Here is a 22789-nt window from a genome sequence, read left to right as displayed (position 1 = left end):
GCCGGGCAATGAAAAAAGGGCCCGGATGCCTTGGCATCCGGGCCCTTTCCATGGCCTGCTCCGCGCCATGGCGCAACAGCGGCTGGTCAGCGGCTGGTCAGTGGCGGATCAGGTGGTCGAAGGCCGACAGCGCGGCGGTGGAGCCGGCGCCGGCAGCGATGATGATCTGCTTGTACGGCACGTTGGTGCAGTCGCCTGCGCCGAACACGCCGGGCACGCTGGTGTGGCCCTTGGCGTCGATCACGATCTCGCCGAAGCGCGTCAGCTCCACCGTGCCCTTGAGCCAGTCGGTGTTGGGCAGCAGGCCGATCTGCACGAAGATGCCTTCCAGCGCCACGGTCTTGACCTCTTCCGTCGTGCGGTCCTTGTAGGTCAGGCCGGTGACCTTCTTGCCATCGCCGTTGACCTCGGTGGTCTGGGCGTTGAGGATGACGGTCACATTGGGCAGGCTCTTGAGCTTCTTCTGCAGCACGGCATCGGCCTTGAGTTCGCCGGCGAACTCCAGCAGCGTCACGCTGCGCACGATGCCGGCCAGGTCGATGGCCGCTTCCACGCCCGAGTTGCCGCCGCCGATCACGGCCACATTCTTGCCCTTGAACAGCGGGCCGTCGCAGTGCGGGCAGTAGGTCACGCCCTTGGTGCGGTACTTGTCCTCGCCCGGCACGTTCATGTTGCGCCAGCGCGCGCCGGTCGAGAGGATGACGGTCTTGGCCTTGAGGCTGGCGCCCGAGGCGGTCTGCACCTCGATCAGCCCGCCTTCCGTGGCGGCCGGGATCAGTTTGGACGCCGTCTGCAGGTTCATGATGTCCACCTCATAGTCGCGCACATGGCGCTCCATGGCGGCGGCCAGTTGCGGGCCTTCGGTCTTGGAGACCGAGATGAAGTTCTCGATGTCCACGGTGTCCAGCACCTGGCCACCGAAGCGCTCGGCGGCAATGCCGGTGCGGATGCCCTTGCGCGCCGCATAGATGGCAGCGGCCGCGCCGGCGGGGCCACCACCGACGATCAGCACATCGAAGGCGTCCTTGGCGGAAATCTTGGCCGCTTCACGCGAAGCGGCGCCGGTGTCGACCTTGGCCACGATCTCGGCCAGCTCCATGCGGCCCTGGCCGAAGCGCTGGCCGTTGACGAAGACGGTGGGCACGCCCATGACTTCGCGCTGCTCGACCTCCTTCTGGAACAGCCCGCCGTCGATGGCGGTGTGGCTGATCTTGGGATTGAGCACGGACATCAGGTTCAGCGCCTGCACCACGTCCGGGCAGTTGTGGCAGGACAGCGAGTAATAGGTCTCGAAGTGCAGCGGCACATCGATATTGCGCACCTGCTCCAGCAGCTCGGCCGATTCCTTGGACGGATGGCCGCCGACCTGCAGCAGGGCCAGCACCAGCGAGGTGAACTCATGGCCCAGGGGGACGCCTGCGAAACGCACGCCGCTGTCCACGCCGGGATTGGTGATCAGGAACGAGGGCTTGCGCACCTCGGCGTCGTTGTGCTCGACGACGGTGATCTTGTCGCTCAGCTCGCGGATTTCCAGCAGCAGTTCCTTCAGCTCGCGCGCACCCTGGCTGTCATCCAGCGAAGCCACCAGCTCCACCGGACGCTGCAGGCGCTCCAGGTAGGCCTGCAATTGGGCTTTCAGGTTGTTGTCAAGCATGTCGGACTCCTAGGGAAATACGAATTTTCGGAAAAAAAAGCCCGGGCGCCAGGCACCCGGGCGTCTTCAACAGTTCAACTGTGAACAGGAAGCGGTGTACCGCTTAGATCTTGCCGACCAGGTCGAGCGAGGGAGCCAGGGTCTTGTCGCCTTCTTCCCACTTGGCGGGGCAGACTTCACCGGGGTGGTTGCGGACGTACTGGGCAGCCTTGACCTTGCGCAGCAGATCGACGGCGTTGCGGCCAATGCCTTCGGCGGTGATTTCCACGGCCTGGATCACGCCATCGGGGTCGACGATGAAGGTGCCACGGTCAGCCAGGCCCTGGCCGGGACGCAGGACTTCGAAGTTGTTGCTGATTTCCCAGGTGGGATCGCCCAGCATCGTGTACTTGATCTTGCGGATGGTGTCCGACGTGTCGTGCCATGCCTTGTGCACGAAGTGGGTGTCGGTGGACACGGAGAAGACTTCCACGCCCAGCTTTTGCAGTTCGTCGTAGTGGTCGGCCACGTCGCCCAGTTCGGTGGGGCACACGAAGGTGAAGTCAGCGGGGTAGAAGAAGAACACGGCCCACTTGCCCAGGACGTCCTTTTCGGTCACTTCGATGAACTTGCCGTTCTTGAAGGCCTGCGTCTTGAAGGGCTTGATTTGGGTGTTGATCACGGACATTGCTGTTTCCTTTGTGGTTGGTGAGTGAACACAGGACGAAGTCTAGGCCCAGGCAGTCAATTGATCCAATGAATTGATTGCATTCATTTGATTGCCAAAAACTATGCGGACATCCTTGTCTCCAGGCCTGCGGGCTTAGCCAACCCGCTAACGGCCTGAAGAGTCTATTTTGGGCCGAAATATGACAAGGCAATGCAGCAACCCCGCAGCCGCGTCGGCCTGCAGGGCCGCGAACGAGAACGCGCCTCATAAGCAGCCAATGCGCGGTAACAGGGGTTTGCTTGATCTGACGCAGAAACCCTAGACAATCCATCCCTATAGCGATCAGCACCCGGCGCGGTCGCCCCACGCACAACAAAGGAGTCCCCCATGCAAGGCGACGCACAAGTCATCACCTGGCTGCAAGCCCAACTCAAGAACGAGCTGACGGCCATCAACCAGTACTTCCTGCACTACCGCATGTACAAGCACTGGGGCTTCGACAAGCTGGCCAAGAAGGAATACAAGGAATCCATCGGCGAGATGAAGCATGCCGACTGGCTCATGGACCGCATCTTCGTGCTCGACGGCCTGCCCAACCTGCAGGACCTGGGCAAGCTGCAAGTCGGCGAGGACGTGCCCGAAGCCCTGGCTTGCGACCTGAGCAGCGAGAAAACCGCGCAGCAGACCATCAAGGACGGCATTGCCCACTGCGAAAGCGTGCGCGACTACGTCTCGCGCGACCTGCTGCAGAAGATCCTGGACGACACCGAGGAGCACATCGACTACCTGGAGACCCAGCTGGACCTGATCGACAAGGTCGGCATCCAGAACTACCTGCAGTCGCAGATGGACGAAGAGTCCTGAGCATCGGACTCAGGGGCGGCGGCACAGGCCGCACCCCGCACTCGAAACGACGGGCCTGTGTGCCCGTTTTTTCATCTTCTGGCCCAGCTATCGGTCACTCGTCGGCATATCGCAGCGGAAACAACAAAAGAAAGGTCGTGCCGGCCTGCGCGGCAGACTGCACCTCGATCGTGGCGTCCAGCAATTCCGCCAGCCGCTTGACGATGGACAGGCCTATCCCCTCGCCTGCACCGCTGCGGTAGCTGGTCGCCGCAACGCCTTGCTGCGGCACGCCCCCGGTGCGGACCTCTCCGGACGCACCCGACGCCAGGTGGCCCGAAGGGTCCATGTCCGTGGCCTGCTTGAGGGCGGCAACCAAGGGCGCCGCAGGCGCCATGCCAGGACCCGTGTCCCCGATGGAGAGCATCCAGCGGCGCCGGTCCTCCCCATCGCAAAGAGCCCACTTCACCGTGACACCACCCTCCTGGGTGTACTTGAGCGCGTTGAGTATCAGGTTCTGCGCGATGCGGCGCAGTTTCAAGGCATCCCCTTCCACCGGCATCGTCCCCGGCCCCTGCAGATGCAGGTACAGGCCGCGATCGTTGGCCAGGGCCTGCAGCCCCTCGCACAGATGGGTGATCACCTCGGCTGCGTCAAAGGAGGTCAGCTGGCGATGCTCGCGCCCGGCGTGCAGCTTGGCCAGTTCCGTCACGTCATCCAGCAGATGACGCAGCGACTGGACGTTGCGGTCCAGCATGCGCAGGAGTTTCTCGCGCGAGTGCGCCGGCGCATGCTGCATGCCCAGGCCATGCGTCACATTGGCCACCACGCCGACGTTGCTGCGCAGGTCATGCGCGACCTGCTCCCACAGCTGCGAGCGCTGCAGGTCCAGCGCGCTCACGTCATGCAGCGCCGCTTCCAGGTCCCGCACATGGCCCTCTGCCTCCTGCTGCTGCAGGCGGAAATACTGGGTGCTGCTGTCCTGCACATCGCGCGTATAGGTGGCGGCCCAGGCCTTGCGCGCAACGGGCATGGCGCCATGCGCATCGGGACGCTCCTCGGCATAGGCCTCCAGTTGCGCCACCATGACTTCGTTGAGCAGGCCCAGCTCGCGCACGACTTCATGCAGGTCATAGCCCTGTTGCCAGCGGTGCAGGCCATGGGCGGCGGCCTGCTCGCCATCGACCGGCGGCTCGGCAGCGCCTGCCGGGGCACCGCCGAGGGCCCGCAATTGCTGCTCGAACGCGGCCAGCACGGCCGGAATGTGATCGTTCAACTGGGTGCGGGGCAGCGCCTCGCCGGCGGTCAGTGCCGGGTCCCGCCTGACGGCCTTGCGCCATGTCTGCAAGAGTCCTTCGCGCTGCGCCGCGAGGGCATCTGCCAGTATGCAGAGTTCATTTCCTTGGCTTGTCATGGATCGGCATCCGTGGCGGTCTGTAGATAGGGGGAAAATGCGTTGCGCCGATGATGGTAAGGCCAAAAACACGGCCCATCGGGCACGCGCTGGCTCGCCTACAGGCCGGTGGGAAAGTGCACACCCGCGCGCTGGGCGGCCTGCACGATGTGCGTGGCCATGGCCTGCTGGGCCAGCTCGGGCCGGCCCTGGGACAGGGCATCGATGATGGCGGCATGCTCCTCGGCGGTCGCATGGCGCGCGCCGCGCTTGTAGTACGGCAGGCGCTGGCTTTCCTGCATGACCTCGCCGCTGCCGCGCAGCACGTCGGCAATCGCATGGTTGCCCGAGATGGTGGCGATCTGCAGGTGAAACTCGAAATCCAGGCGCGTGGCCTGCACGAAATCGGCCAGCTCGATGCTCTGCTGCATGGCCTGCAGGTTGGCCTGCAGGGCCGCCACGTCCTCGGGCTGCACCACCAAGGCTGCCAGGCGCGCGACAAAGCCCTCCAGCGCATAGCGCAGCTGATAGACATCGGTGAGCGCATGCGAGTCGGCAAAGCGCCAGGCCTCTGCGGCAGAGGCCGGGGCGTCGGTGGCCTCGGTCACGTACATGCCCTTGCCGGGCCGCGCCACGACCAGGCCCAGCCCCTGCAGCGTGGACAGCGCCTCGCGCAGCGAGGTCCGGCTGATGCCCAGTTGCTCCGACAGGTCGCGCTGCGACGGCAGCAGCGCGCCCACCGGATACACGCCGCCCTCGATCCACTCGCGGATCACGCGGGCGGCATTGCCGGCAACGGCGGTGCTGGAGGAAGGACTGGAAGCGGTGCTGGGTTCCATGCGTTGGCAGGTCTCGGGGTCGGGGGCGGCAGGTGCGCTGATCTTAGCGACTGCGCACCGCTGCCGCATGGTCGCATGGTCGTGTGGTCGCGGGGCGTCGGTGCCTCTACTTGTTGACCAGCTTGGCCGGCACCGTATAGGTCAGGAAGGCGCCGAACAGCAGCACGCCGGCCAGCACGAACATGGCGGCATTGGTGCTCTGCGTCGCATCCTTGATGAGGCCGATCATGTAGGGACTGATGAAGCCGGCCAGGTTGGCAAAGGAGTTGATCAGCGCAATGCCGGCTGCCGCACCCGCGCTGGACAGGATGGCCGTGGGCAGGCTCCAGAACAGCGGCGAGGTCGCCAGGCTGCCGCCCGCGGCCAGCGCCAGGGCGGCCAGCGACAGATAGACGTTGCCGCTGAAGATGGCCGACAGCATCAGGCCCGCTGCGCCCACGCAGAACGGCACGATCAGGTGCCAGCGGCGCTCGCGCATGCGGTCCGAACTGCGGCTGACCAGGTTCATGGACACCACGGCCACCGAGAACGGCACGGCCGTCAGCAGGCCGATGTGAAAGGCCCCCTCCACGCCCGACTGGCGGATCAGGCTGGGCAGCCAGAACGTGAGCCCGTACTGGCCCATGACGGTGCAAAAGCAGATCAGGGCCATCTTGATGATGCGCGGGTCGGAGAACAGCGCGCGCAGCGTCACATGGCTATCGCTCTTGCTGGCGTTCTCGCGGGCGATGTTGCGCTCCAGCAGGGTCTTTTCCGCCTCGGTCAACCAGCGGGCGGCGCGGATGCCGTTGTCCAGGTACCAGAGCACGGCCAGGCCCAGGATCAGCGAGGGGATGGCCTCGAGCAGGAACAGCCATTGCCAGCCGCGCAGCCCCGCCACGCCCTGCATCAGGTCCATGATGCCGCCCGACAGCGGGCCGCCCAGGATGCCCGAGACCGGAATCGCGCACATGAACAGCGCCACCATGCGGGCGCGCCGGTACGACGGAAACCAGTAGGTCATGTACAGGATCATGCCGGGGTAGAAGCCCGCCTCGGCCGCGCCCAGCAGAAAGCGCAGCACGTAGAACTGCGTGGGCGTGCTCACGAACATCATGGCCGCCGAGATCAGGCTCCACATGATCATGATCCGCGAGATGGTGGCCTTGGCGCCTATGCGGTGCATCAGCATGTTGCTGGGCACCTCGAAGAAGAAGTAGCCGATGAAGAACAGCCCCGCACCCAGGCCGTACATGGCCTCGCTGAACTGCAGGTCGGCCAGCATGTGCAGCTTGGCGAAGCCCACGTTCACCCGGTCCAGGTAGGCCGCCACATAGCAGGCCATGATGAAGGGCAGCAGGCGCCAGGCCACCTTGCGGTAGACGGCGGCCTCGGCCGGCGTTTCGCTGGCCAGCGCCGGCGCCGCGCCGGCGACCTCGGCAGATGCGGGAAGAGATGACATCAGGGAGTCCTTGGTTGAGGAGTTGCGACCAACTGGTATTACCGGTATGAAATTACGAAGCAAACGGTACCCCCAGCGCTTTACCGTGTGCACTCGCATTTACCCCAATTCAACGCAAGCAAAACCAATTCCCCGAGGTTTGACAAAAATCCGGTCCAACTGCAAACTGGTATTACCAGTATGAAAACAAGAGGCCAAACTTCGTGAACACCTTGTCAGAGACCCGCCCCGCCAGCCTTTGCCTGCGCGCCCAGCCGCTGACCGCCGAGGCCTTTGCCGAGTTTGGCGAGGTCCTGGACAGCACAGGCCACACGCCGCTGCTCATCAACGACGGCATGACCGAGCGCTACCACGCCCTGGCCCGCGTGGACACGGGCGGCAGCGAAGGCCATGGGCTGATCAACCTGTTCCATGCCCGGCCCTATGCGCTGCCCCTGCGGCTGACCAGCATGGAGCGCCACCCCCTGGGCAGCCAGGCCTTCATGCCGCTGGATGCGCAGCCCTTCATCGTGGTGGTGGCCCCCCTGGGCGAACAGGTGGCAACCGGCGACCTGCGCGCCTTCATCACCGACGGCCGCCAGGGCGTGAACTACCGGCGCGGCGTCTGGCACCACTCGCTGATCGCGTTGAATGCGCCGGCGCGCTTCATCGTGATCGACCGTGGCGGCCCTGGCGACAACTGCGACGTGCTGCCCATCGGCGGCGCCGAGGGCGTTGTGCTGGACCTGGGCAGCGCGCAGGCCTGAATTCGGCCCGCCCAATGAACCAATGAACAAAGCCGCCCGAGGGCGGCTTTGCGCTGCATGGCGGCCGGCGGACTCAGGCCGGCACCAGAAAGTCCCGGCTGATGCCCTGGCCCAGGTCGTGCACGCGGTCCAGGAACTGCGTGAGATAGGCGTGCAGGCCCGTGGCCAGGATTTCGTCGATGCGCGCATAGCGCAGGTCGGCCAGCAGGCGGCCTGCCTTGCGCTGGGTCTCGCGCGACTGGCCGTTGGCCACGCTTTCCAGGTTGGCCACCACCTCCAGCAGGCTGGCCAGCAGCGAGCGCGGCATGTCGCTGCGCAGCATCAGCAGTTCGGCCACGCGCTCGGGCGTGATCACGTCGCGGTAGACCTTGCGGTAGACCTCGAAGGCCGAGACGCTGCGCAGCAGCGCGCTCCAGTGGTAGAAGTCGAACGGCGTGGCCGCCTTGCCCGATGCGCCGTTGCGTGCGCTGCCGTGGTAGTCGCGCTCGATGGCGTGGAACTTCACGTCCAGCAGGCGTGCCGTGTTGTCGGCGCGCTCGATGAAGGTGCCCAGGCGCAGGAAGTGGAAGGCCTCGTCCTGCAGCATGGTGCCCAGCGTCACGCCGCGCGACAGGTGCGAGCGGTGCTTGACCCATTCGAAGAACTGGCCCGGATCGCGCTCCCAGTCGCCCTCGGCCAGCAGGCGCTTGAGCTCCAGCCAGGTCTGGTTCTGGGTCTCCCAGGCCTCGGTGGTCAGGGCGCCGCGCACGGCGCGCGCGTTCTCCCGCGCAGCGCGCAGGCAGGAGGCGATGGACGAGGAGTTGCTCTCGTCGCACACCATGAAGTGCAGCACGGCCTCGCGCTGCACCTCGCCGTGGCGGGAGGCGTAGGCGGGGATCAGCTCGCTGATGGACAGCACGCCCTGCCAGGCCTTGCGCGCCACCTGCGGCGCCTGGGGCAGCATGGAGGTGTCATAGGAGACGTTGAGCATGCGGGCGGTGTTCTCCGCACGCTCCGTGTAGCGGGACATCCAGTACAGATGATCGGCAGTACGGCTGAGCATTCAATGTCCTCCCTCGTTTGACTCACCGGCCCCCAGCACCCAGGTGTCCTTGGTGCCGCCGCCCTGTGATGAATTGACCACCAGCGAGCCCTCCTTGAGCGCCACGCGGGTGAGGCCGCCGGCCACCATGCGCACCCGGTTGCCGCTGAGCACGAAGGGCCGCAGATCGATGTGCCTTGGCGCTATGCCCTGCTCCACCAGGGTGGGGCAGGTGGACAGCGCCAGCGTGGGCTGCGCGATATAGCCGCCGGGATTGGCGATGAGCGCGCGGCGGAAATCTTCGATCTCGCCGCGCGAGGCGGCAGGCCCGATCAGCATCCCGTAGCCACCGGCGCCGTGGACTTCCTTGACCACCAGCTCGTCCAGGTGGTCGAGCACGTAGCGCAGGTCATCGGGCTTGCGGCACAGCCAGGTCGGCACGTTCTGCAGGATGGGCTCCTCGCCCAGGTAGAAGCGGATCATCTCCGGCACATAGGGGTAGACCGATTTGTCATCGGCCACACCCGTGCCCGCTGCATTGCAGATGCTCACGTTGCCGGCACGGTAGGCGCGCATGAGGCCGGGGCAGCCCAGCGTGGAGGTGGGGCGGAAGACTTCGGGGTCGAGAAAATCATCGTCCACGCGCCGGTAGATCACGTCCACGCGCTGCGGGCCGCGCGTGGTGCGCATGTAGACCACGTCCTTGTCCACCACCAGGTCCTGGCCCTCGACCAGCTCCACGCCCATTTGCTGGGCCAGGAAGGCATGCTCGAAGTAGGCGCTGTTGTGCATGCCGGGCGTCAGCACCACCACCGTGGGCTCGGGCGTGCCGGCCGGCGCGCTGGCGCGCAGCGTCTCCAGCAGCATGTCGGGATAGTGGGCCACGGGCTCCACGGGATGGCGCGAGAACAGGTCAGGGAACAGCCGCATCATCATGCGCCGGTTCTCCAGCATGTACGACACGCCCGAGGGCACGCGCAGGTTGTCCTCCAGCACGTAGTACACGCCCTCGCCCTGGGCATCGGCAGCGCGCACGATGTCGATGCCGGCAATGTGGGCGTAGATGCCGCCCTGCACCGCCAGGCCCCGCATCTCGGGCCGGTACTGGCTGTTGTTCAGCACCAGTTCGCGCGGCACCAGGCCCGCGCGCAGGATCTCCTGGTCGTGATAGACATCGTGCAGGAAGCGGTTGAGCGCGGTCACGCGCTGCACCAGGCCCGCCTGCATGCGCGACCACTCATGTGCGGGAATGACGCGCGGTATCAGGTCGAAGGGGATGAGGCGCTCGTTGCCGGCGCCGCTTTCGTCCTTGTCGCCGTAGACGGCGAACGTGATGCCGACGCGCCGGAAGATGATCTCGGCCTCGGCGCTGCGCGCTCGCAGCGTCTGTTCGGACTGGCGCGCAAGCCATTGCGCGTAGTCCTTGTAGTGCAGGCGCACATCGCTGCCGTCGAACGGCGTCATCGTGTACATCTCGTCAAATGGATGCATTCGTCACCTCCTGTCGCTGCATGTGTACGGGGTCTAGCAAGCTACGGGCCAGCCCTCGTATCGCACCAGTGTAGCGATAGGTAACCTCAATCCGGACAAGCGGTATCCAGCATATGCATCCTGTTCCGCCATCGGCGCACGCCCTATCCGCCCTGCCCCTGCGTGACGTGCACATCCCAATAGCGGCGCGCCCTTTCCCGCTCGCAGACCAGGTGCGCGGGGTCCGAAGAGCGCCAGTGCGCCGCGCCGCAGCGGGCCGACTGCACCACGCCGGCGCCATGGGCCTCATAGCGGCGCACCACCTCGGGGACAGGATGGCCATAACGGCTGCGATATCCCGCCTGCACCATGGCCCAGCGAGGTGCCAGGGCCTGCACCAGGGCGGTGCTCGATGAAGTGCGGCTGCCGTGGTGGGGCACCAGCAGCCACTGCACGGGCGTGAGGGCGCCGGTCCTTGCCAGTGACCGCTCCTGCGCAGCCTCGATGTCACCGGCCAGCAAGGCCTGCACGCCAGCTGCCGAGCGCAGCAGCAGCACGCAGCTGCCCGCATTGGCATGGGCCAGCGCCCGTGCGGGCGGCAACAGCTCGCCGGCAGGCGGATGCAGCACCTCCAGCCGCACGCCATCCCATTCCCAGTGCTGGCCCGCCTGGCAGCGGCGCACAGCGCCCAGGCCGGCCAGCGCAGGGTCGAGGATCACGGAATCCGATCCCCAGACCTCCGCCTGCGGCTGCGCGGCCCGCACGGCCAACGCGCCGCCGGTATGGTCGCTGTCACGGTGGCTGAGCCACAGGGCATCCAGCCTCAGGCCCAGAGCCTGCAACAGCGGCACCAGCACCCGGTCGCCTGCGTTGCTGTCCAGGCCGTACTGCGGCCCCGTGTCATACAGCAGGCTGTGCCGCGCCGTACGCACCAGCACGGCATTGCCCTGGCCTATGTCCACGGCCATCAGATCGAACTCGCCATGCGCCGGTGACGGCGACGGCCACCACAGGGCCGGCAGGCACATGGCCAGGCCCCAGCAGCGCCATCCGGCAGGCACCGGCGCCACCAGCGCCAGGCCGCCGCACAGCGCAGCCAGCCCCGCCCACAGCGGCGGCTGCGGCAGTTGCACCACGGCCCAGGCCCACTGGTCCAGCCATTGCAGCAGCTCCAGCAGCGGAGCCAGCGCCAGCGCAGCGCCTGTCCACAAGGGCGGCCACAAGGCCCCCAGCAGGGCCAGCGGCGTGACCACGAAGGTCACCCAGGGAATGGCTGCCAGATTGGCCAGCAGCCCCGACAGCGACAGCTGGCCGAACAGCATCAGGCCCAGCGGTGCCAGAGCCAGCGAGATGCGCCATTGCTCGCCCCACAAGGCCAGCGCACGGGCAGGCAGCGAAGGCCGCTGCGCGCCCTGCATGCGCGCATCGGTGGCCAGCAGCACGCCCACGGCCACAAAGCTCAGCCAGAAGCCGGCCTGCCACAGGGCCCAGGGGTCCAGCACCACGACCACGGCCAGCGCCAGGCACCACACGGCGGGCCAGGGCCAGCGCAGTCCGGCGCCGCGCAGCGCAGCCACGCTGGCCAGCATGCAGACGGTGCGCTGCGCAGGCAGTCCCCAGCCGCTGAACAGCGCATAGCCGCCCGCCAGCAGCACGCCGGCCAGCAGCGCCGCCTGCGGCGCCGGACACCACAGGCAGGCCCGTGCGCTGCAGCGCCACAGCCGCCCCACCACCAGTGCTGCCAGCCATGCGAACAAGGTGATGTGCAGGCCGGAAATGCTCATCAGATGGGCAACGCCTGTATGTCGGAACAGCGCCCAGTCATCACGCGCAATGGCCTGCTGGTCGCCCATGGCCAGGGCGGCCACCACACCCAGCATGCGCGGCGCATGGGCAGGGTCCAGGCCGATGCGCTGCAGGGATGCCGCAAGCGCGGATGTGCGGCCCAAGATGGCGTCGCGCATCTGCTGGCGCCAGCGCTGCAGGGCATGGCTGCCGGTATCGGCCAGTTGGCGTGCAGCGGGCTGTTCGCGCACATGGCCCGTGGCCTGCACGCCCTGCTCCCACTGCCACAGCTCATAGTCGAAACCATGGGGATTGCGCGTGCCATGCGGGCGCTTGAGCCGCACGGTCAACGCCCAGCGCTGGCCGGGACGCAGGTCGGGCAGCATGGCAACACCCCTGGACTGCCGGCCCCGGGGGGCATACCAGGACAGTTCGATCAGTGCAGGAAACGGCGCCAAGACCTCTTCGCTGCCAGCGATCCGAGCCTGCTCCACCTCCATGCGCCAGCGCATGCCCTGGGCCAGGTTCTGGGGAAGCGATGCAACGACGCCGACGATGCGCAGGTCACGCCCCTCCAACGGCGGAGACAGCGCCTGGCCCGCAAAGTCCTGGGCCCTCCAGCCGGTCAACCCGCCCACCAGCAAGGCGGCGCAGACAGCGGCCCACAGGCGGTGCACACCACGACCGCGCCGGCCTGCCCATGCCCGCAAGGCCAGGCCCGCCAGCCCCATGCCCGCCAAGAGCAGATACATCCACAGCGGCCACAGGCGCGACTGCGTGACCTGCCAGGCCGCACCGGCCACGCAGCCGAGCAGCAGGGGGGTCAAGGAAGACGGCCAGAGGGTTCGGGCAGGTGTCGGAGCGTGCATCCACGCATGCTAGGAGCGGATGCCGCACAGCCACCATGCACCGCCTCGGATTCAGACAACAATCAGACTGGCGCACGCCCAGGCCCTGACGTGCCAGGGTGCACAAGGGCTGTGTCACACTGTCCGCCACCCCGGCACTGGCGCCGGATTTTTCATGTCTCGAAGGAATCAACGATGAGCGTTTACGAACAACTGAAGGCCCTGAACATCGAACTGCCGTCGCCTGCCATCCCGGCGGCGGCCTACGTGCCCTATGTGCAGACGGGCAATCTGGTGTTCCTGAGCGGCCATATCGCGCGCAAGGACGGCAAGGTCTGGGCAGGCCAGCTGGGCCGTGATCTGCAGACCGCCGACGGCCAGCAGGCCGCGCGCGCCATCGCCATCGACTTGATGGGGACGCTGCAGCATGCCGCCGACGGCGACCTGGGCCGCGTGCGCCGCATCGTCAAGCTGATGTGCCTGGTCAACTCCACGGGCGACTACACCGAACAGCACCTGGTGGCCAACGGCTGCAGCGAGCTGCTGGGCCAGGTCTTCGGCGATGCCGGCACGCATGCGCGCAGCGCCTTCGGCGTGGCCCAGATCCCGCTGGGCTCCTGCGTGGAAATCGAGCTGATCGCCGAACTGGCCTGATCGGCATGCCGCCGCACGGTGCCCTGGTACTCGCAGGCGGCTAGAAACTCTCCCATTGGCCATCCTCGGCCGCCGGTGCGGCAGGCCGGGGCGCCGAAGCCAGCTTGGGCGCTGTCGCCCTGGCGGCTGCAGGCTTGGCGGCAACCGAACGGGCAGGTGCGGCAGCAGGCGCAGGAACAGAGGCCGCCGCAGGGCGCCTGGGCATTTGCACCGCTGCCTGCGGCGCCGACCGTGGCGCCGGATGTGGCGCCAGGTGTGTCACCGGATGCGTCGCCAGGTGCCCCACCTTGAACACCGCCACCGTGCGCGACAGATGCTCGGCCTGCTCCCGCAGGCTTTGCGCTGCTGCCGCGCTTTGCTCGACCAGGGCCGCGTTCTGCTGGGTCATCTGGTCCAGTTGTCCCACGGCCTGGTTGACCTGGGCCACGCCCGCGCTCTGCTCCGAAGAGGCCGCCGTGATTTCGCCGATGGTGTCGGCCACGCGCTGCACGGACTGCACGATGCCGTCCATGGCGGTGCCCGCGTCGCCCACCAGGCGGGCGCCGTCCTCCACCCGCTCCACAGAAGCACCGATGAGCTGGCGGATCTCCTTGGCGGCCGCCGCACTGCGCTGCGCCAGCGTGCGCACCTCGCTCGCCACCACGGCAAAGCCCCGGCCCTGCTCGCCCGCGCGTGCCGCTTCCACGGCGGCATTCAGCGCCAGGATGTTGGTCTGGAAGGCAATGGAGTCGATGACGCCCACGATGTCGGCAATCTGCCGGCTGCTGTCGTTGATGCCCTTCATGGTCTGGACCACCCGGGCCACGACCTCGCCGCCGCGCTGCGCCACCTGTGACGCGCCGGCCGCCAGGCTGCTGGCCTGCTGGGCGCTGCTGGCGCTTTGCTGCAGTGTGCTGGTGAACTGCTCCATGGCGGCAGCCGTCTCCTGCAGGTTGCTGGAGGTCTGCTCGGTGCGCACGGACAGGTCGTGGTTGCCGGTGGCAATCTCGGCGCTGGCGATGGCGATGCTGTCCGTGCTCTGGCGCACCTGCTGCACCATGCCCGACAGCGATTCGCTCATGGCCTGCAGCGAGCGCAGCAGGTCGCCGAATTCATCGGATCGCTGCGCCTGCCCCTGCGTGCCGGTGCTCAGGTCTCCTGAGGCAATGCGCTCGGCCAGTGCGCTGGCCTCGGCCAGGGGCCTGCGGATGCTGGTGATCAGGAAATGCGCGCCGATGACGATGCACAACAACAGGATCCCCACGGCCACGGCGGCAAAGGCCACGGTGAGCCTGCGTGAGGACGCCATCTCCTGCTGGCTGTCCCGCGCGGCCTGCTCCTGCATCTGCACGAAGTCGCGCAGCGACTGCAGATAGGCCGCCACGGCGGGGTTGTAGGACTCTCGGACCAGGGCCACGGCCCGTTCCTGCTGGCCATCGGCCTTGAGCTGGCGCGCCTGGCCACGCAGATCGGTCATGGTCTTGCGGGCAGCCGCAATCCTGGCCATCTGCGCCTTGTCGGCATCGGACAAAGGCATGGACTCCAGCGACTTCTGCACCTCGGTGATCCGCGCCGAGGTGGCGGGGATCACGTCCTTGAACTCGGCCTCGACGGCGGCATCACTGCTGACCACCACGGCCTGGGTGCGCGCCGCATTGGTTTCGGTCAGCCCCATCCAGCGCACGGCGGCCTGGACCCGCGCCTCCATTTCCCTGGCAACCGCCTCGGACTGCGTCTGCACCTGGGCCGAGCGGTAGCCCGATACACCCACGACTGCCATCAGCGCCAGCACGATGGCTGCCACGGCAATCCATAGCTTGTGCGCCATGCGAAGTCTCAACATCTTCAGTCCCCCTCATTCTTTTGGAAGACTCCATGTTGAGGCCTGCAATAGCCCCGGGAGTCCGGAAAAACCCACAGAAAACCCCGCTTCGCTACCTTTGCAGCCGCGGGGATTCTGGTCGCGGACTCACTCCACCCGCGTCACACTGTGCGGCTTGAAGCCCAGGTCCGCCGACTTGCCCTTGCGCCCGCGCGTGCCGCGGGCGTTGTTCAGGCTGCGGATCTCCAGCGTCTCGCTGCGCTCCTTGCCGCCACGGCCCACGCCATCGATGCGGATGCTGCGCGTATAGGCGGCGGCACCGGCCAGGGTGTCCTTGTCCTCCAGGTCGAGCAGCATGAGTCCGCGCCCGCCCTTGGCCATGTGCTTGAGGCTGGCGATCTCGAAGGTGAGGATGCGCCCGCCCGTGGAGGCACAGATCACATGCGTGGCCGGCAGCAGCAGGCCCGCGCCCTGCTCGCCCTCCTGTGGCTCGGCGCGTGCGCCCATGGGCACGCCGTAGGCCGTGGACGGGGCGCACAGCGTCTCGCCGTCGGCCAGCGTGACGAAGGCCTTGCCCGCCTTCTGGCGCGAGACCATGTCGCTCACCATGGCCACGAAGCCGTAGCCGCCCGACCCCGACAGCAGCAGCGCCGTGCCCTCGGCACCGGCGAAGTAGTACAGGATCTGGGTGCCGGCCTCCAGCTCGATGAGCGTGGTCACGGGCTGGCCATCGCCGCGCCCGCCGGGCAATTGCGCCACCGGCACCGAGTAGATGCGGCCGTTGCTGCCGAAGGCCAGCAACTGGTCCACGGTGCGGCACTCGAAGGTGCCGTGCAGGCTGTCGCCGGCCTTGAAGCTCAGCGTGCCCGCATCGACGCCATGGCCCTGGCGTGTGCGCACCCAGCCCTTGTCCGAGATGATGACCGTGGTGGGTTCGTCGACCACCTTGACTTCGGCGACGACCTTCTTTTCCTCCTGGATCAGCGTGCGGCGCGCATCGGCGAACTGCTTGGCATCGGCCTCGATCTCCTTGCAGATCAGGCGGCGCATGGTGCTTTCGCTGCCCAGGATGTCTTCGAGCTTGCCCTGTTCGGTACGCAGCTCCTTGAGTTCCTGCTCGATCTTGATGGCCTCCAGCCGCGCCAGCTGGCGCAGGCGGATTTCCAGAATGTCATCGGCCTGCCGTTCGGACAGTGCAAAGGCATCGATCAGCGCCTGCCTGGGCTCGTCGCTGGCCCGGATGATGGCAATGACCTTGTCGATGTTCAGCAGCACGGCCTGGCGGCCTTCGAGGATGTGGATGCGGTCCAGCACCTTGGCCAGCCGGTGCTGGCTGCGCCGCGTGACCGTGGTCTGGCGGAAGGCCACCCACTCTTCCAGCATCAGGCGCAGGCTTTTCTGCACCGGGCGGCCATCCAGGCCGATCATGGTCAGGTTGATGGAGCTGGACGACTCCAGGCTGGTATGCGCCAGCAGCGCCGTGATCAGTTCCTGCTGCGGCACCTTGCCGGTCTTGGGCTCGAAGACCAGGCGCACGGGCGCATCCTTGCTGGACTCGTCGCGCACGCCGTCGAGCACGGCCAGCATGCTGGCCTTGAGCTGGGTCTGCTCCTGGCTCAAGGCCTTCTTGCCGGTCTTGACCTTGGGATTGGTGATGTCCTCGATCTCTTCGAGCACCTTCTGCGCCGAGACGCCGGGCGGCAGCTCGGTCACCACGATCTGCCACTGGCCGCGCGCCAGCTCCTCGATCTTCCAGCGCGCGCGCAGCTTGAGGCTGCCACGGCCCGTGCGATAGGCGTCCTGGATGTCGGAGGCGCTGCTGATGATCTGGCCGCCACCCGGATAGTCGGGGCCGGGGATGATCTGGAACAGTTCCTCGTCGCTGAGCTGGGGCCGCTTGATCAGGGCCACGCAGGCGTCGGCCACCTCGCGCAGGTTATGGCTGGGGATTTCCGTGGCCAGGCCCACGGCAATGCCGCTGGCGCCATTGAGCAGGGCGAACGGCAGGCGCGCGGGCAGTTGCTGCGGCTCCTGCGTGCTGCCGTCGTAGTTGGGCACGAAGTCCACCGTGCCCATGTCGATTTCGTCGAGCAGCAGGCCCGTGATCTTGGACAGGCGCGCCTCGGTGTAGCGCATGGCGGCTGCGCCGTCGCCGTCGCGGCTGCCGAAGTTGCCTTGGCCGTCGACCAGCGGATAGCGCTGGTTGAAGTCCTGGGCCATGCGCACCAGCGCGTCGTAGGCCGACTGGTCGCCATGCGGGTGAAAGCGGCCCAGCACGTCGCCGACCACGCGTGCGCTCTTGACGGGCTTGGCCGCCGTGCTGTGGTTGGGACCGCTGTAGCTCAGGCCCATGCGGTCCATGGCGTACAGAATGCGCCGCTGCACGGGCTTGAGGCCGTCGGTCACATCGGGCAGTGCCCGGCCCTTGACCACGGACAGCGCGTATTCGAGATAGGCCCGTTGCGCGTACTGGCCCAGGTCCAGTGCATCGCCGGCCGCCTGTTGTGCCAGATCCAGAGAAGTTTGGTCGCTCATGAAGAAATTCGTGATCTCAAAAAATGCAATGAATGCCGCTCATCGCGGCGTGGGCAGTCCTGTGGGCAGCGTCATGCGCACCCGGGGCGTGGTGCCCGGCAACGCCGCTGCTGCAGGCGCTGCAGGGCCCGCGCGCTCGCGCCCGCCCTGCAGCTGCTCGTAGATGCCAAGCACGGCCTTCACGTAATTGCGGGTTTCCTGGAAGGGAGGAATGGCCTGGCCCGCGCGCCGCACGGCGCCCTCGCCTGCGTTGTAGGCGGCCAGCACCAGGTCCAGCCGGCCGGGGAACAGCCCCATCAGATGATTGAGGTAGCGTGCGCCGGCCGGCACGTTGACGGCCGGATCGGCCAGTTGCTGCTGCACGCTGCGCTGGCGGCTGGCCTCCACGCCGAAGCGCTGGGCCGTGGCCGGCATCAGCTGCATCAGGCCGACCGCCCCCTTGGGCGAGATGGCCTGCGCGTCAAAGCCCGACTCGACGGCGATCACGGCCTTGAGCAGGTCGTAGTCCACGCCCGTGTGGTCCGCCGCCTTGCGCAGATGGCTGCGCACGCTCTTGTAGCGCGGCGAGATGTCGAAGAAGCTTTGCAGCCGCGTATGCGCCTGCAGCATGCGACCCGCATCACCGCTGCCGTGATCGTCGGCTGCGGCCTCGGCCGCCACCATGGGGGGCTTGAGCCCCTGCTCGGTGCTGTCATAGACCGAGCCGCGAAAGTACAGCCTGTAGCGCTCGTCCAGCGCCTCGGCAGCAAAGTGCGTGATGCCACGCTCGTCCACGAAGGCCCAGAGATCGGCATGCGCCGGCCGCGCCAGCCCCCACAGCGCCAGGGCCAGGCCCAGCGCCGCCAGCGCGCGCACCCCGGCGCCGCGCGCCGGGGGCGGGCGGTGCTTCAGGGCGGCGCGGAGCACAGGCATGGGTCAGATGTCGACTTCAATGGCGTCGCCATGGAGCTCCATGAGCTCGCGGCGCGCTGCGGCCTCGCCCTTGCCCATGAGCTTGGTGACGACCTGCTCGGCCGCCGCGAAATCCAGGTTCATGAACTGCACGGGCAGCAGGCGGCGCGTGTCGGGGTTGAGCGTGGTCTCCCACAGCTGCTCCGCATTCATCTCGCCCAGGCCCTTGAAACGGCTGATCTGGCATTTCTCGCGCGGCACGCCGTCCTTGGCCGATTTGTCCAGGATGGCGGTCAGCTCGCCCTCGTCCAGCGCGTACATCTTGGCCGCAGGCTTCTTGCCGCGCGCAGGCACGTCCACACGGAACAGCGGCGGCAGCGCCACATGGATGTGGCCGGCCTCGATGAGCTTGGGGAAATGGCGGAAGAACAGCGTCAGCAGCAGCACCTGGATGTGCGAGCCGTCCACGTCGGCATCCGAAAGAATGCAGACCTTGCCGTAGCGCAGGCCCGACAGGTCGGGCGTGTCGTTGGGGCCGTGCGGGTCCACGCCGATGGCCACCGAGATGTCATGGATTTCGTTGTTGGCGAACAACCGGTCGCGGTCCACTTCCCAGGTGTTGAGCACCTTGCCGCGCAGGGGCAGCACGGCCTGCGTTTCCTTGTCGCGGCCCATCTTGGCGCTGCCGCCGGCCGAGTCGCCCTCGACCAGGAAGACCTCGTTCAGGCTCAGGTCGCGGCTTTCGCAATCGGTGAGCTTGCCCGGCAGCACGGCCACGCCCGAGCCCTTGCGCTTTTCGACCTTCTGGCCCGCCTTCTGGCGGGTCTGCGCGGCCTTGATGGCGATCTCGGCCAGCTTGCGGCCCCATTCCACGTGCTCGTTGAGCCACAGCTCCAGCGCGGGGCGCACATAGCCGCTGACCAGGCGCACGGCATCGCGCGAGTTCAGGCGCTCCTTGATCTGGCCCTGGAACTGCGGGTCCAGCACCTTGGCGTTGAGCACATAGCTGGCGCGCGCAAAGACGTCGTCCGGCATGAGCTTGACGCCCTTGGGCAGCAGCGAGTGCATCTCGATGAAGGCCTTGACCGCCTGGAACAGGCCGTCGCGCAGCCCGCTGTCGTGCGTGCCGCCGGCAGTGGTCGGGATCAGGTTGACATAGCTTTCGCGCAGCGGTGCGCCGTCCTCGGTGAAGGCCACGCACCAGGCGGCGCCCTCGCCTTCGGCAAAGCTGTCGTGGTGGCGGTCGGCAAAGCCCTCACCCTCGAACAGGGGGATGACGGCCTCGCCATGCAGGCTTTGCTGCAGGTAGTCGCGCAGGCCGCCCTTGAACTGCCAGGTCTGGGTGTCGCGCGTCTTCTCGTTGACCAGGGTCACCGAGACGCCGGGCATGAGCACGGCCTTGCTGCGCAGCAGGTGCATCAGCTCGCCCATGGGCAGCTGGGGCGATTCGAAATAGCGGGCATCGGGCCACACGCGCACGGTCGTGCCCTGCTTGCGCTCGCCCGCGGCCAGCGGCCGCGACTGCAGGGGCTCGACAACGTCGCCGCCCGAGAAGGCGATGGTGGCCACCTTGCCCTCGCGGTGGATGCAGGCCTCGAGGCGCGTGGCCAGCGCATTCGTGACCGAGACGCCCACGCCGTGCAGGCCGCCCGAGAAGCTGTAGGCGCCGCCCTTGCCCTTGTCGAACTTGCCGCCCGCATGCAGGCGCGTGAAGACCAGCTCCACCACGGGCGCGTTTTCCTCGGGATGCATGCCGAAGGGGATGCCCCGGCCATCGTCTTCGACGCTGTAGGAGCCGTCGGAATGCAGGGTGAAGCGGATTTTCTTGCCGAAGCCGGCCAGTGCCTCGTCGGCCGCGTTGTCTATCACCTCCTGCAGCACGTGCAGGGGGTTGTCGGTGCGCGTGTACATGCCGGGACGCTGCTTGACGGGCTCAAGGCCCTTGAGCACGCGTATCGAGCCTTCGGAGTATTCGCTGGCGGAAGTGGGAGATGGTTTGACTGCCATGGGGGCGGATTGTAGTGCGCGGCCCGGCTCAGTGCTGGATACATTCACAGTCATTGACCGTGACCACCCCGTAAAGCCGCTGCCATCAAGGGCCGTGCTGGCGCATGGGCGACCCAGGCGACGCAGCGCAAAACCCGGAGTTTCGCTAAAGTTTGCCGCATGCAAAAAAACAACCAACCCATGTCCATGGTGCAGATACTGCTGTGCGGGGGCGCAGTCGTGACGCTGTCCATGGGAATCCGCCACGGCTTCGGCCTGTGGCTGCAGCCCATCACCCAGGAGATGGGCTGGACGCGCGAGTCCTTCGCGCTGGCCATCGCCATCCAGAACCTGTCCTGGGGCGTGCTCGGCATCTTCGGCGGCATGCTGGCCGACCGCTTCGGCGCCTTCCGCGTGCTCCTCGTCGGCGCGCTGCTGTATGCGCTGGGCCTGGCCGGCATGGCCATGGCGCCCACGACAACCTGGTTCGCCCTGATGGCAGGCGTGGTGATCGGCGCAGCCCAGGCCGGCACCACCTATGCCGTGATCTACGGCGTGCTGGGCCGCCAGATCCCCGTGGCGCGGCGCAGCTGGGCCATGGGCGTGACGGCGGCGGCAGGCTCCTTCGGCCAGTTCTTCATGGTGCCCGTGGAAGGCAGCCTGATCTCGAACTTCGGCTGGTCCAACGCCCTGCTGCTGCTGTCGCTGTGCGCGCTGATGATCATTCCTCTGGCCTTCGGCCTGCGCGAGCCGGGCTTCCAGGCCGGCAACGCCCGTCCCCTGCGCGACCAGAGCGCGGGCCAGGCCGTCGCCGAAGCGCTGCGCACGCCCAGCTTCGTGCTGCTGACGGCCGGCTACTTCGTCTGCGGCTTCCAGGTAATGTTCATCGGCGTGCACATGCCCAGCTACCTCAAGGACTACGGCCTGGCGCCGCAGGTGGCCAGCATCTCGCTGGCGCTGGTGGGGCTGTTCAACATCATTGGCACCTACGTGGCCGGCAACCTGGGCCAGCGCCTGCCCAAGCGCTACCTGCTGTCCACCATCTACTTCACGCGCTCGGTGGTGATCGTGCTCTTCCTGCTGGCGCCGCTGACGCCCTGGTCGGTCTACATCTTCTCTGCCGCCATGGGCCTGCTGTGGCTGTCCACCGTGCCGCTGACCAATGCCACCGTGGCCCAGATCTTCGGCGTGCAGCATCTGTCCATGTTGAGCGGCATGGTGTTCTTCAGCCACCAGGTGGGCAGCTTCCTGGGCGTCTGGCTGGGGGGCTATCTCTATGACCACACGGGCAGCTACCAGGTGGTCTGGTACCTGGCCATCGGCCTGGGCGTGGCCGCCGGCCTGCTGAACCTGCCCATACGCGAAGCCCCGGTGGCACGGTTGCGCGCGGCCCAGGCCGTTGCCTGACATGACGACATCCACCAGGCCCCGCCCACGCATCCTGCGCAGGCTGGCGCTGTGGGCCGCCGTGCTGATGGTGCTGGGCCTGGTCTTCATGCTCTACCTGCAGCCGCAGTTCATGCTGGGCATGGCAGACCAGATCTGGGCCTGCTTCTGAAATGGAAGCGGCAGCGGCGAAGGCCTGGCGGCACAATGTCGGCCGCTTTCACTTTATTTCCAAAATTGCACATGCACGCAGCCACGCCGCCCTCGCCCTGGATCCAACGCTGGTCGCACCTTCTGGCGCCCCAGGCCTCGGTGCTTGACGTGGCCTGCGGCCCGGGCCGGCACATGCGCTGGTTCCATGCGCGTGGCCACGAGGTCACCGGCGTGGACCGCGACGCCCAGGCCCTGGCCGGCCTGCAGGGCGTGGGCGAGCTGCTGTGCGCCGACATCGAAAACGGCCCCTGGCCCCTGCCCGGCCGGCAGTTCGGCGCCGTGGTCGTGACCCACTATCTGTGGCGCCCGCTGTGGCCGGCACTGCTGGACAGCGTGGCCCCCGGCGGCGTGCTGCTGTACGAAACCTTTGCCCAGGGCAACGAGGCCTTCGGCAAGCCTTCCCGCCCCGATTTCCTGCTGGCGCCCGGCGAGCTGCTGCAGGCCTGCGCGGACTGGCACATCGTGGCCTACGAGCACGGCCAGCTGGGCGAGCCCGATCGCATGGTCCAGCGCATTGCAGCGCTGCGCCCCGACGCAACAGGCCGGGAACCCGTGGCCATGCTGGCGCATCAGAAGGCGTCAGGCTCCGCAATCGCCTGAATCCCTACAGGCGCCCGCCTTGGGCCTGCCTCAG

At 67.3% G+C, this 22789-nt stretch carries 18 protein-coding genes; 6 read left to right on the top strand and 12 right to left on the bottom strand.

Annotated elements, in window-relative coordinates; all coding sequences use genetic code 11:
• Positions 1-97 precede the first annotated feature (97 nt).
• Positions 98-1654 (bottom strand): alkyl hydroperoxide reductase subunit F, encoded by a 1557-nt coding sequence (gene ahpF, locus ACFPFG_RS26810; RefSeq protein WP_197955529.1) that lies wholly within the window; start codon positions 1652-1654, stop codon positions 98-100.
• 103 nt (positions 1655-1757) lie between these two features.
• Positions 1758-2321, bottom strand: coding sequence for an alkyl hydroperoxide reductase subunit C (gene ahpC, locus ACFPFG_RS26805; protein ID WP_012206871.1), 564 nt, complete (start codon positions 2319-2321; stop codon positions 1758-1760).
• A 369-nt stretch (positions 2322-2690) separates the two neighbouring features.
• Between ahpC and bfr the strand changes: the two genes are divergently transcribed.
• A complete protein-coding gene (gene bfr / locus ACFPFG_RS26800) occupies positions 2691-3167 on the top strand; it encodes a bacterioferritin (RefSeq protein ID WP_016447611.1) in 477 nt (158 codons plus the stop codon).
• Positions 3168-3261: 94 nt separating this feature from the next.
• On the opposite strand, the gene ACFPFG_RS26795 is transcribed toward bfr, so the two are convergent.
• The 3 genes from ACFPFG_RS26795 to ACFPFG_RS26785 all read right to left on the bottom strand — a co-directional run bounded on the left by ACFPFG_RS26795 (position 3262) and on the right by ACFPFG_RS26785 (position 6819).
• Complete coding sequence (locus tag ACFPFG_RS26795; protein ID WP_312373134.1) at positions 3262-4560, bottom strand: sensor histidine kinase; 1299 nt, start codon at positions 4558-4560, stop codon at positions 3262-3264.
• Positions 4561-4658: 98 nt separating this feature from the next.
• Positions 4659-5378 (bottom strand): FadR/GntR family transcriptional regulator, encoded by a 720-nt coding sequence (locus ACFPFG_RS26790; protein WP_183020888.1) that lies wholly within the window; start codon positions 5376-5378, stop codon positions 4659-4661.
• Positions 5379-5484: 106 nt separating this feature from the next.
• Positions 5485-6819, bottom strand: a complete 1335-nt coding sequence (locus tag ACFPFG_RS26785) for an MFS transporter (protein ID WP_123690735.1) — start codon at positions 6817-6819, stop codon at positions 5485-5487.
• A 203-nt stretch (positions 6820-7022) separates the two neighbouring features.
• On the opposite strand from ACFPFG_RS26785, the gene ACFPFG_RS26780 reads away from it, so the two are divergent.
• Entirely contained in the window at positions 7023-7565 is a 543-nt protein-coding gene (locus tag ACFPFG_RS26780; protein WP_183020890.1) for an ureidoglycolate lyase, read from the top strand.
• 73 nt (positions 7566-7638) lie between these two features.
• Here the strand turns inward: ACFPFG_RS26780 and ACFPFG_RS26775 are convergent, their stop codons facing one another.
• The 3 genes from ACFPFG_RS26775 to ACFPFG_RS26765 all read right to left on the bottom strand — a co-directional run bounded on the left by ACFPFG_RS26775 (position 7639) and on the right by ACFPFG_RS26765 (position 12710).
• Positions 7639-8607, bottom strand: a complete 969-nt coding sequence (locus ACFPFG_RS26775; RefSeq protein WP_197955526.1) for an alpha-E domain-containing protein — start codon at positions 8605-8607, stop codon at positions 7639-7641.
• Positions 8608-10077: a circularly permuted type 2 ATP-grasp protein gene (locus ACFPFG_RS26770; protein ID WP_183020892.1), complete on the bottom strand. Its 1470-nt coding sequence runs from the start codon at positions 10075-10077 to the stop codon at positions 8608-8610.
• Between the two features lie 143 nt (positions 10078-10220).
• Complete coding sequence (locus ACFPFG_RS26765) at positions 10221-12710, bottom strand: DNA internalization-related competence protein ComEC/Rec2 (RefSeq protein WP_380108938.1); 2490 nt, start codon at positions 12708-12710, stop codon at positions 10221-10223.
• A 174-nt stretch (positions 12711-12884) separates the two neighbouring features.
• Between ACFPFG_RS26765 and ACFPFG_RS26760 the strand changes: the two genes are divergently transcribed.
• Positions 12885-13343 carry a RidA family protein gene (locus ACFPFG_RS26760; RefSeq protein WP_380108936.1) on the top strand — a complete coding sequence of 153 codons (459 nt, stop codon included), beginning with the start codon at positions 12885-12887 and terminating at the stop codon, positions 13341-13343.
• Positions 13344-13383: 40 nt separating this feature from the next.
• Here ACFPFG_RS26760 and ACFPFG_RS26755 read toward each other — a convergent pair whose 3' ends face one another.
• The 4 genes from ACFPFG_RS26755 to ACFPFG_RS26740 form a co-directional block, all read right to left on the bottom strand.
• A complete protein-coding gene (locus tag ACFPFG_RS26755; RefSeq protein WP_183020894.1) occupies positions 13384-15165 on the bottom strand; it encodes a methyl-accepting chemotaxis protein in 1782 nt (593 codons plus the stop codon).
• Positions 15166-15291: 126 nt separating this feature from the next.
• Positions 15292-17679 (bottom strand): DNA topoisomerase IV subunit A, encoded by a 2388-nt coding sequence (gene parC / locus ACFPFG_RS26750; protein ID WP_380108934.1) that lies wholly within the window; start codon positions 17677-17679, stop codon positions 15292-15294.
• A 39-nt stretch (positions 17680-17718) separates the two neighbouring features.
• Positions 17719-18591: a lytic transglycosylase domain-containing protein gene (locus tag ACFPFG_RS26745; RefSeq protein WP_183020896.1), complete on the bottom strand. Its 873-nt coding sequence runs from the start codon at positions 18589-18591 to the stop codon at positions 17719-17721.
• Positions 18592-18594: 3 nt separating this feature from the next.
• Positions 18595-20577 carry a DNA topoisomerase IV subunit B gene (locus tag ACFPFG_RS26740; protein ID WP_183020897.1) on the bottom strand — a complete coding sequence of 661 codons (1983 nt, stop codon included), beginning with the start codon at positions 20575-20577 and terminating at the stop codon, positions 18595-18597.
• Positions 20578-20757: 180 nt separating this feature from the next.
• Here ACFPFG_RS26740 and ACFPFG_RS26735 point away from each other — a divergent pair, with 180 nt between their 5' ends.
• The 3 genes from ACFPFG_RS26735 (at position 20758) to ACFPFG_RS26725 (ending at position 22755) form a co-directional block, all read left to right on the top strand.
• A complete protein-coding gene (locus ACFPFG_RS26735) occupies positions 20758-21963 on the top strand; it encodes an MFS transporter (RefSeq protein ID WP_183020926.1) in 1206 nt (401 codons plus the stop codon).
• A 1-nt stretch (position 21964) separates the two neighbouring features.
• Positions 21965-22114 (top strand): hypothetical protein, encoded by a 150-nt coding sequence (locus tag ACFPFG_RS26730; RefSeq protein WP_180319011.1) that lies wholly within the window; start codon positions 21965-21967, stop codon positions 22112-22114.
• A gap of 71 nt (positions 22115-22185) precedes the next feature.
• The gene (locus ACFPFG_RS26725; RefSeq protein WP_380108931.1) at positions 22186-22755 is read left to right on the top strand and encodes a class I SAM-dependent methyltransferase; all 570 of its coding nucleotides are present in this window, start codon (positions 22186-22188) and stop codon (positions 22753-22755) included.
• The last annotated feature ends 34 nt before the right edge of the window (positions 22756-22789 follow it).

The organism is Delftia deserti, from assembly GCF_042653485.1.
GTDB lineage: Bacteria > Pseudomonadota > Gammaproteobacteria > Burkholderiales > Burkholderiaceae_C > Comamonas > Comamonas acidovorans.
The sequence above is the reverse complement of the archived record's forward strand: the minus strand, read 5'-3'. Positions and strand labels throughout refer to the sequence as shown.

Excerpts from the sequence above, each read along its gene's own strand:
- parC (WP_380108934.1), bottom strand. The coding sequence starts at position 17,679 with ATGAGCGACCAAACTTCTCTGGATCTGGCACAACAGGCGGCCGGCGAT.
- ACFPFG_RS26795 (WP_312373134.1), bottom strand. The coding sequence starts at position 4,560 with ATGACAAGCCAAGGAAATGAACTCTGCATACTGGCAGATGCCCTCGCG.
- ACFPFG_RS26745 (WP_183020896.1), bottom strand. The coding sequence starts at position 18,591 with ATGCCTGTGCTCCGCGCCGCCCTGAAGCACCGCCCGCCCCCGGCGCGC.
- ACFPFG_RS26770 (WP_183020892.1), bottom strand. The coding sequence starts at position 10,077 with ATGCATCCATTTGACGAGATGTACACGATGACGCCGTTCGACGGCAGC.
- ACFPFG_RS26775 (WP_197955526.1), bottom strand. The coding sequence starts at position 8,607 with ATGCTCAGCCGTACTGCCGATCATCTGTACTGGATGTCCCGCTACACG.
- ACFPFG_RS26725 (WP_380108931.1), top strand. The coding sequence starts at position 22,186 with ATGCACGCAGCCACGCCGCCCTCGCCCTGGATCCAACGCTGGTCGCAC.
- ACFPFG_RS26740 (WP_183020897.1), bottom strand. The coding sequence starts at position 20,577 with ATGGCAGTCAAACCATCTCCCACTTCCGCCAGCGAATACTCCGAAGGC.
- ahpC (WP_012206871.1), bottom strand. The coding sequence starts at position 2,321 with ATGTCCGTGATCAACACCCAAATCAAGCCCTTCAAGACGCAGGCCTTC.
- ACFPFG_RS26760 (WP_380108936.1), top strand. The coding sequence starts at position 12,885 with ATGAGCGTTTACGAACAACTGAAGGCCCTGAACATCGAACTGCCGTCG.
- bfr (WP_016447611.1), top strand. The coding sequence starts at position 2,691 with ATGCAAGGCGACGCACAAGTCATCACCTGGCTGCAAGCCCAACTCAAG.
- ACFPFG_RS26730 (WP_180319011.1), top strand. The coding sequence starts at position 21,965 with ATGACGACATCCACCAGGCCCCGCCCACGCATCCTGCGCAGGCTGGCG.
- ACFPFG_RS26790 (WP_183020888.1), bottom strand. The coding sequence starts at position 5,378 with ATGGAACCCAGCACCGCTTCCAGTCCTTCCTCCAGCACCGCCGTTGCC.
- ACFPFG_RS26735 (WP_183020926.1), top strand. The coding sequence starts at position 20,758 with ATGTCCATGGTGCAGATACTGCTGTGCGGGGGCGCAGTCGTGACGCTG.
- ACFPFG_RS26765 (WP_380108938.1), bottom strand. The coding sequence starts at position 12,710 with ATGCACGCTCCGACACCTGCCCGAACCCTCTGGCCGTCTTCCTTGACC.
- ACFPFG_RS26755 (WP_183020894.1), bottom strand. The coding sequence starts at position 15,165 with ATGTTGAGACTTCGCATGGCGCACAAGCTATGGATTGCCGTGGCAGCC.
- ahpF (WP_197955529.1), bottom strand. The coding sequence starts at position 1,654 with ATGCTTGACAACAACCTGAAAGCCCAATTGCAGGCCTACCTGGAGCGC.
- ACFPFG_RS26785 (WP_123690735.1), bottom strand. The coding sequence starts at position 6,819 with ATGTCATCTCTTCCCGCATCTGCCGAGGTCGCCGGCGCGGCGCCGGCG.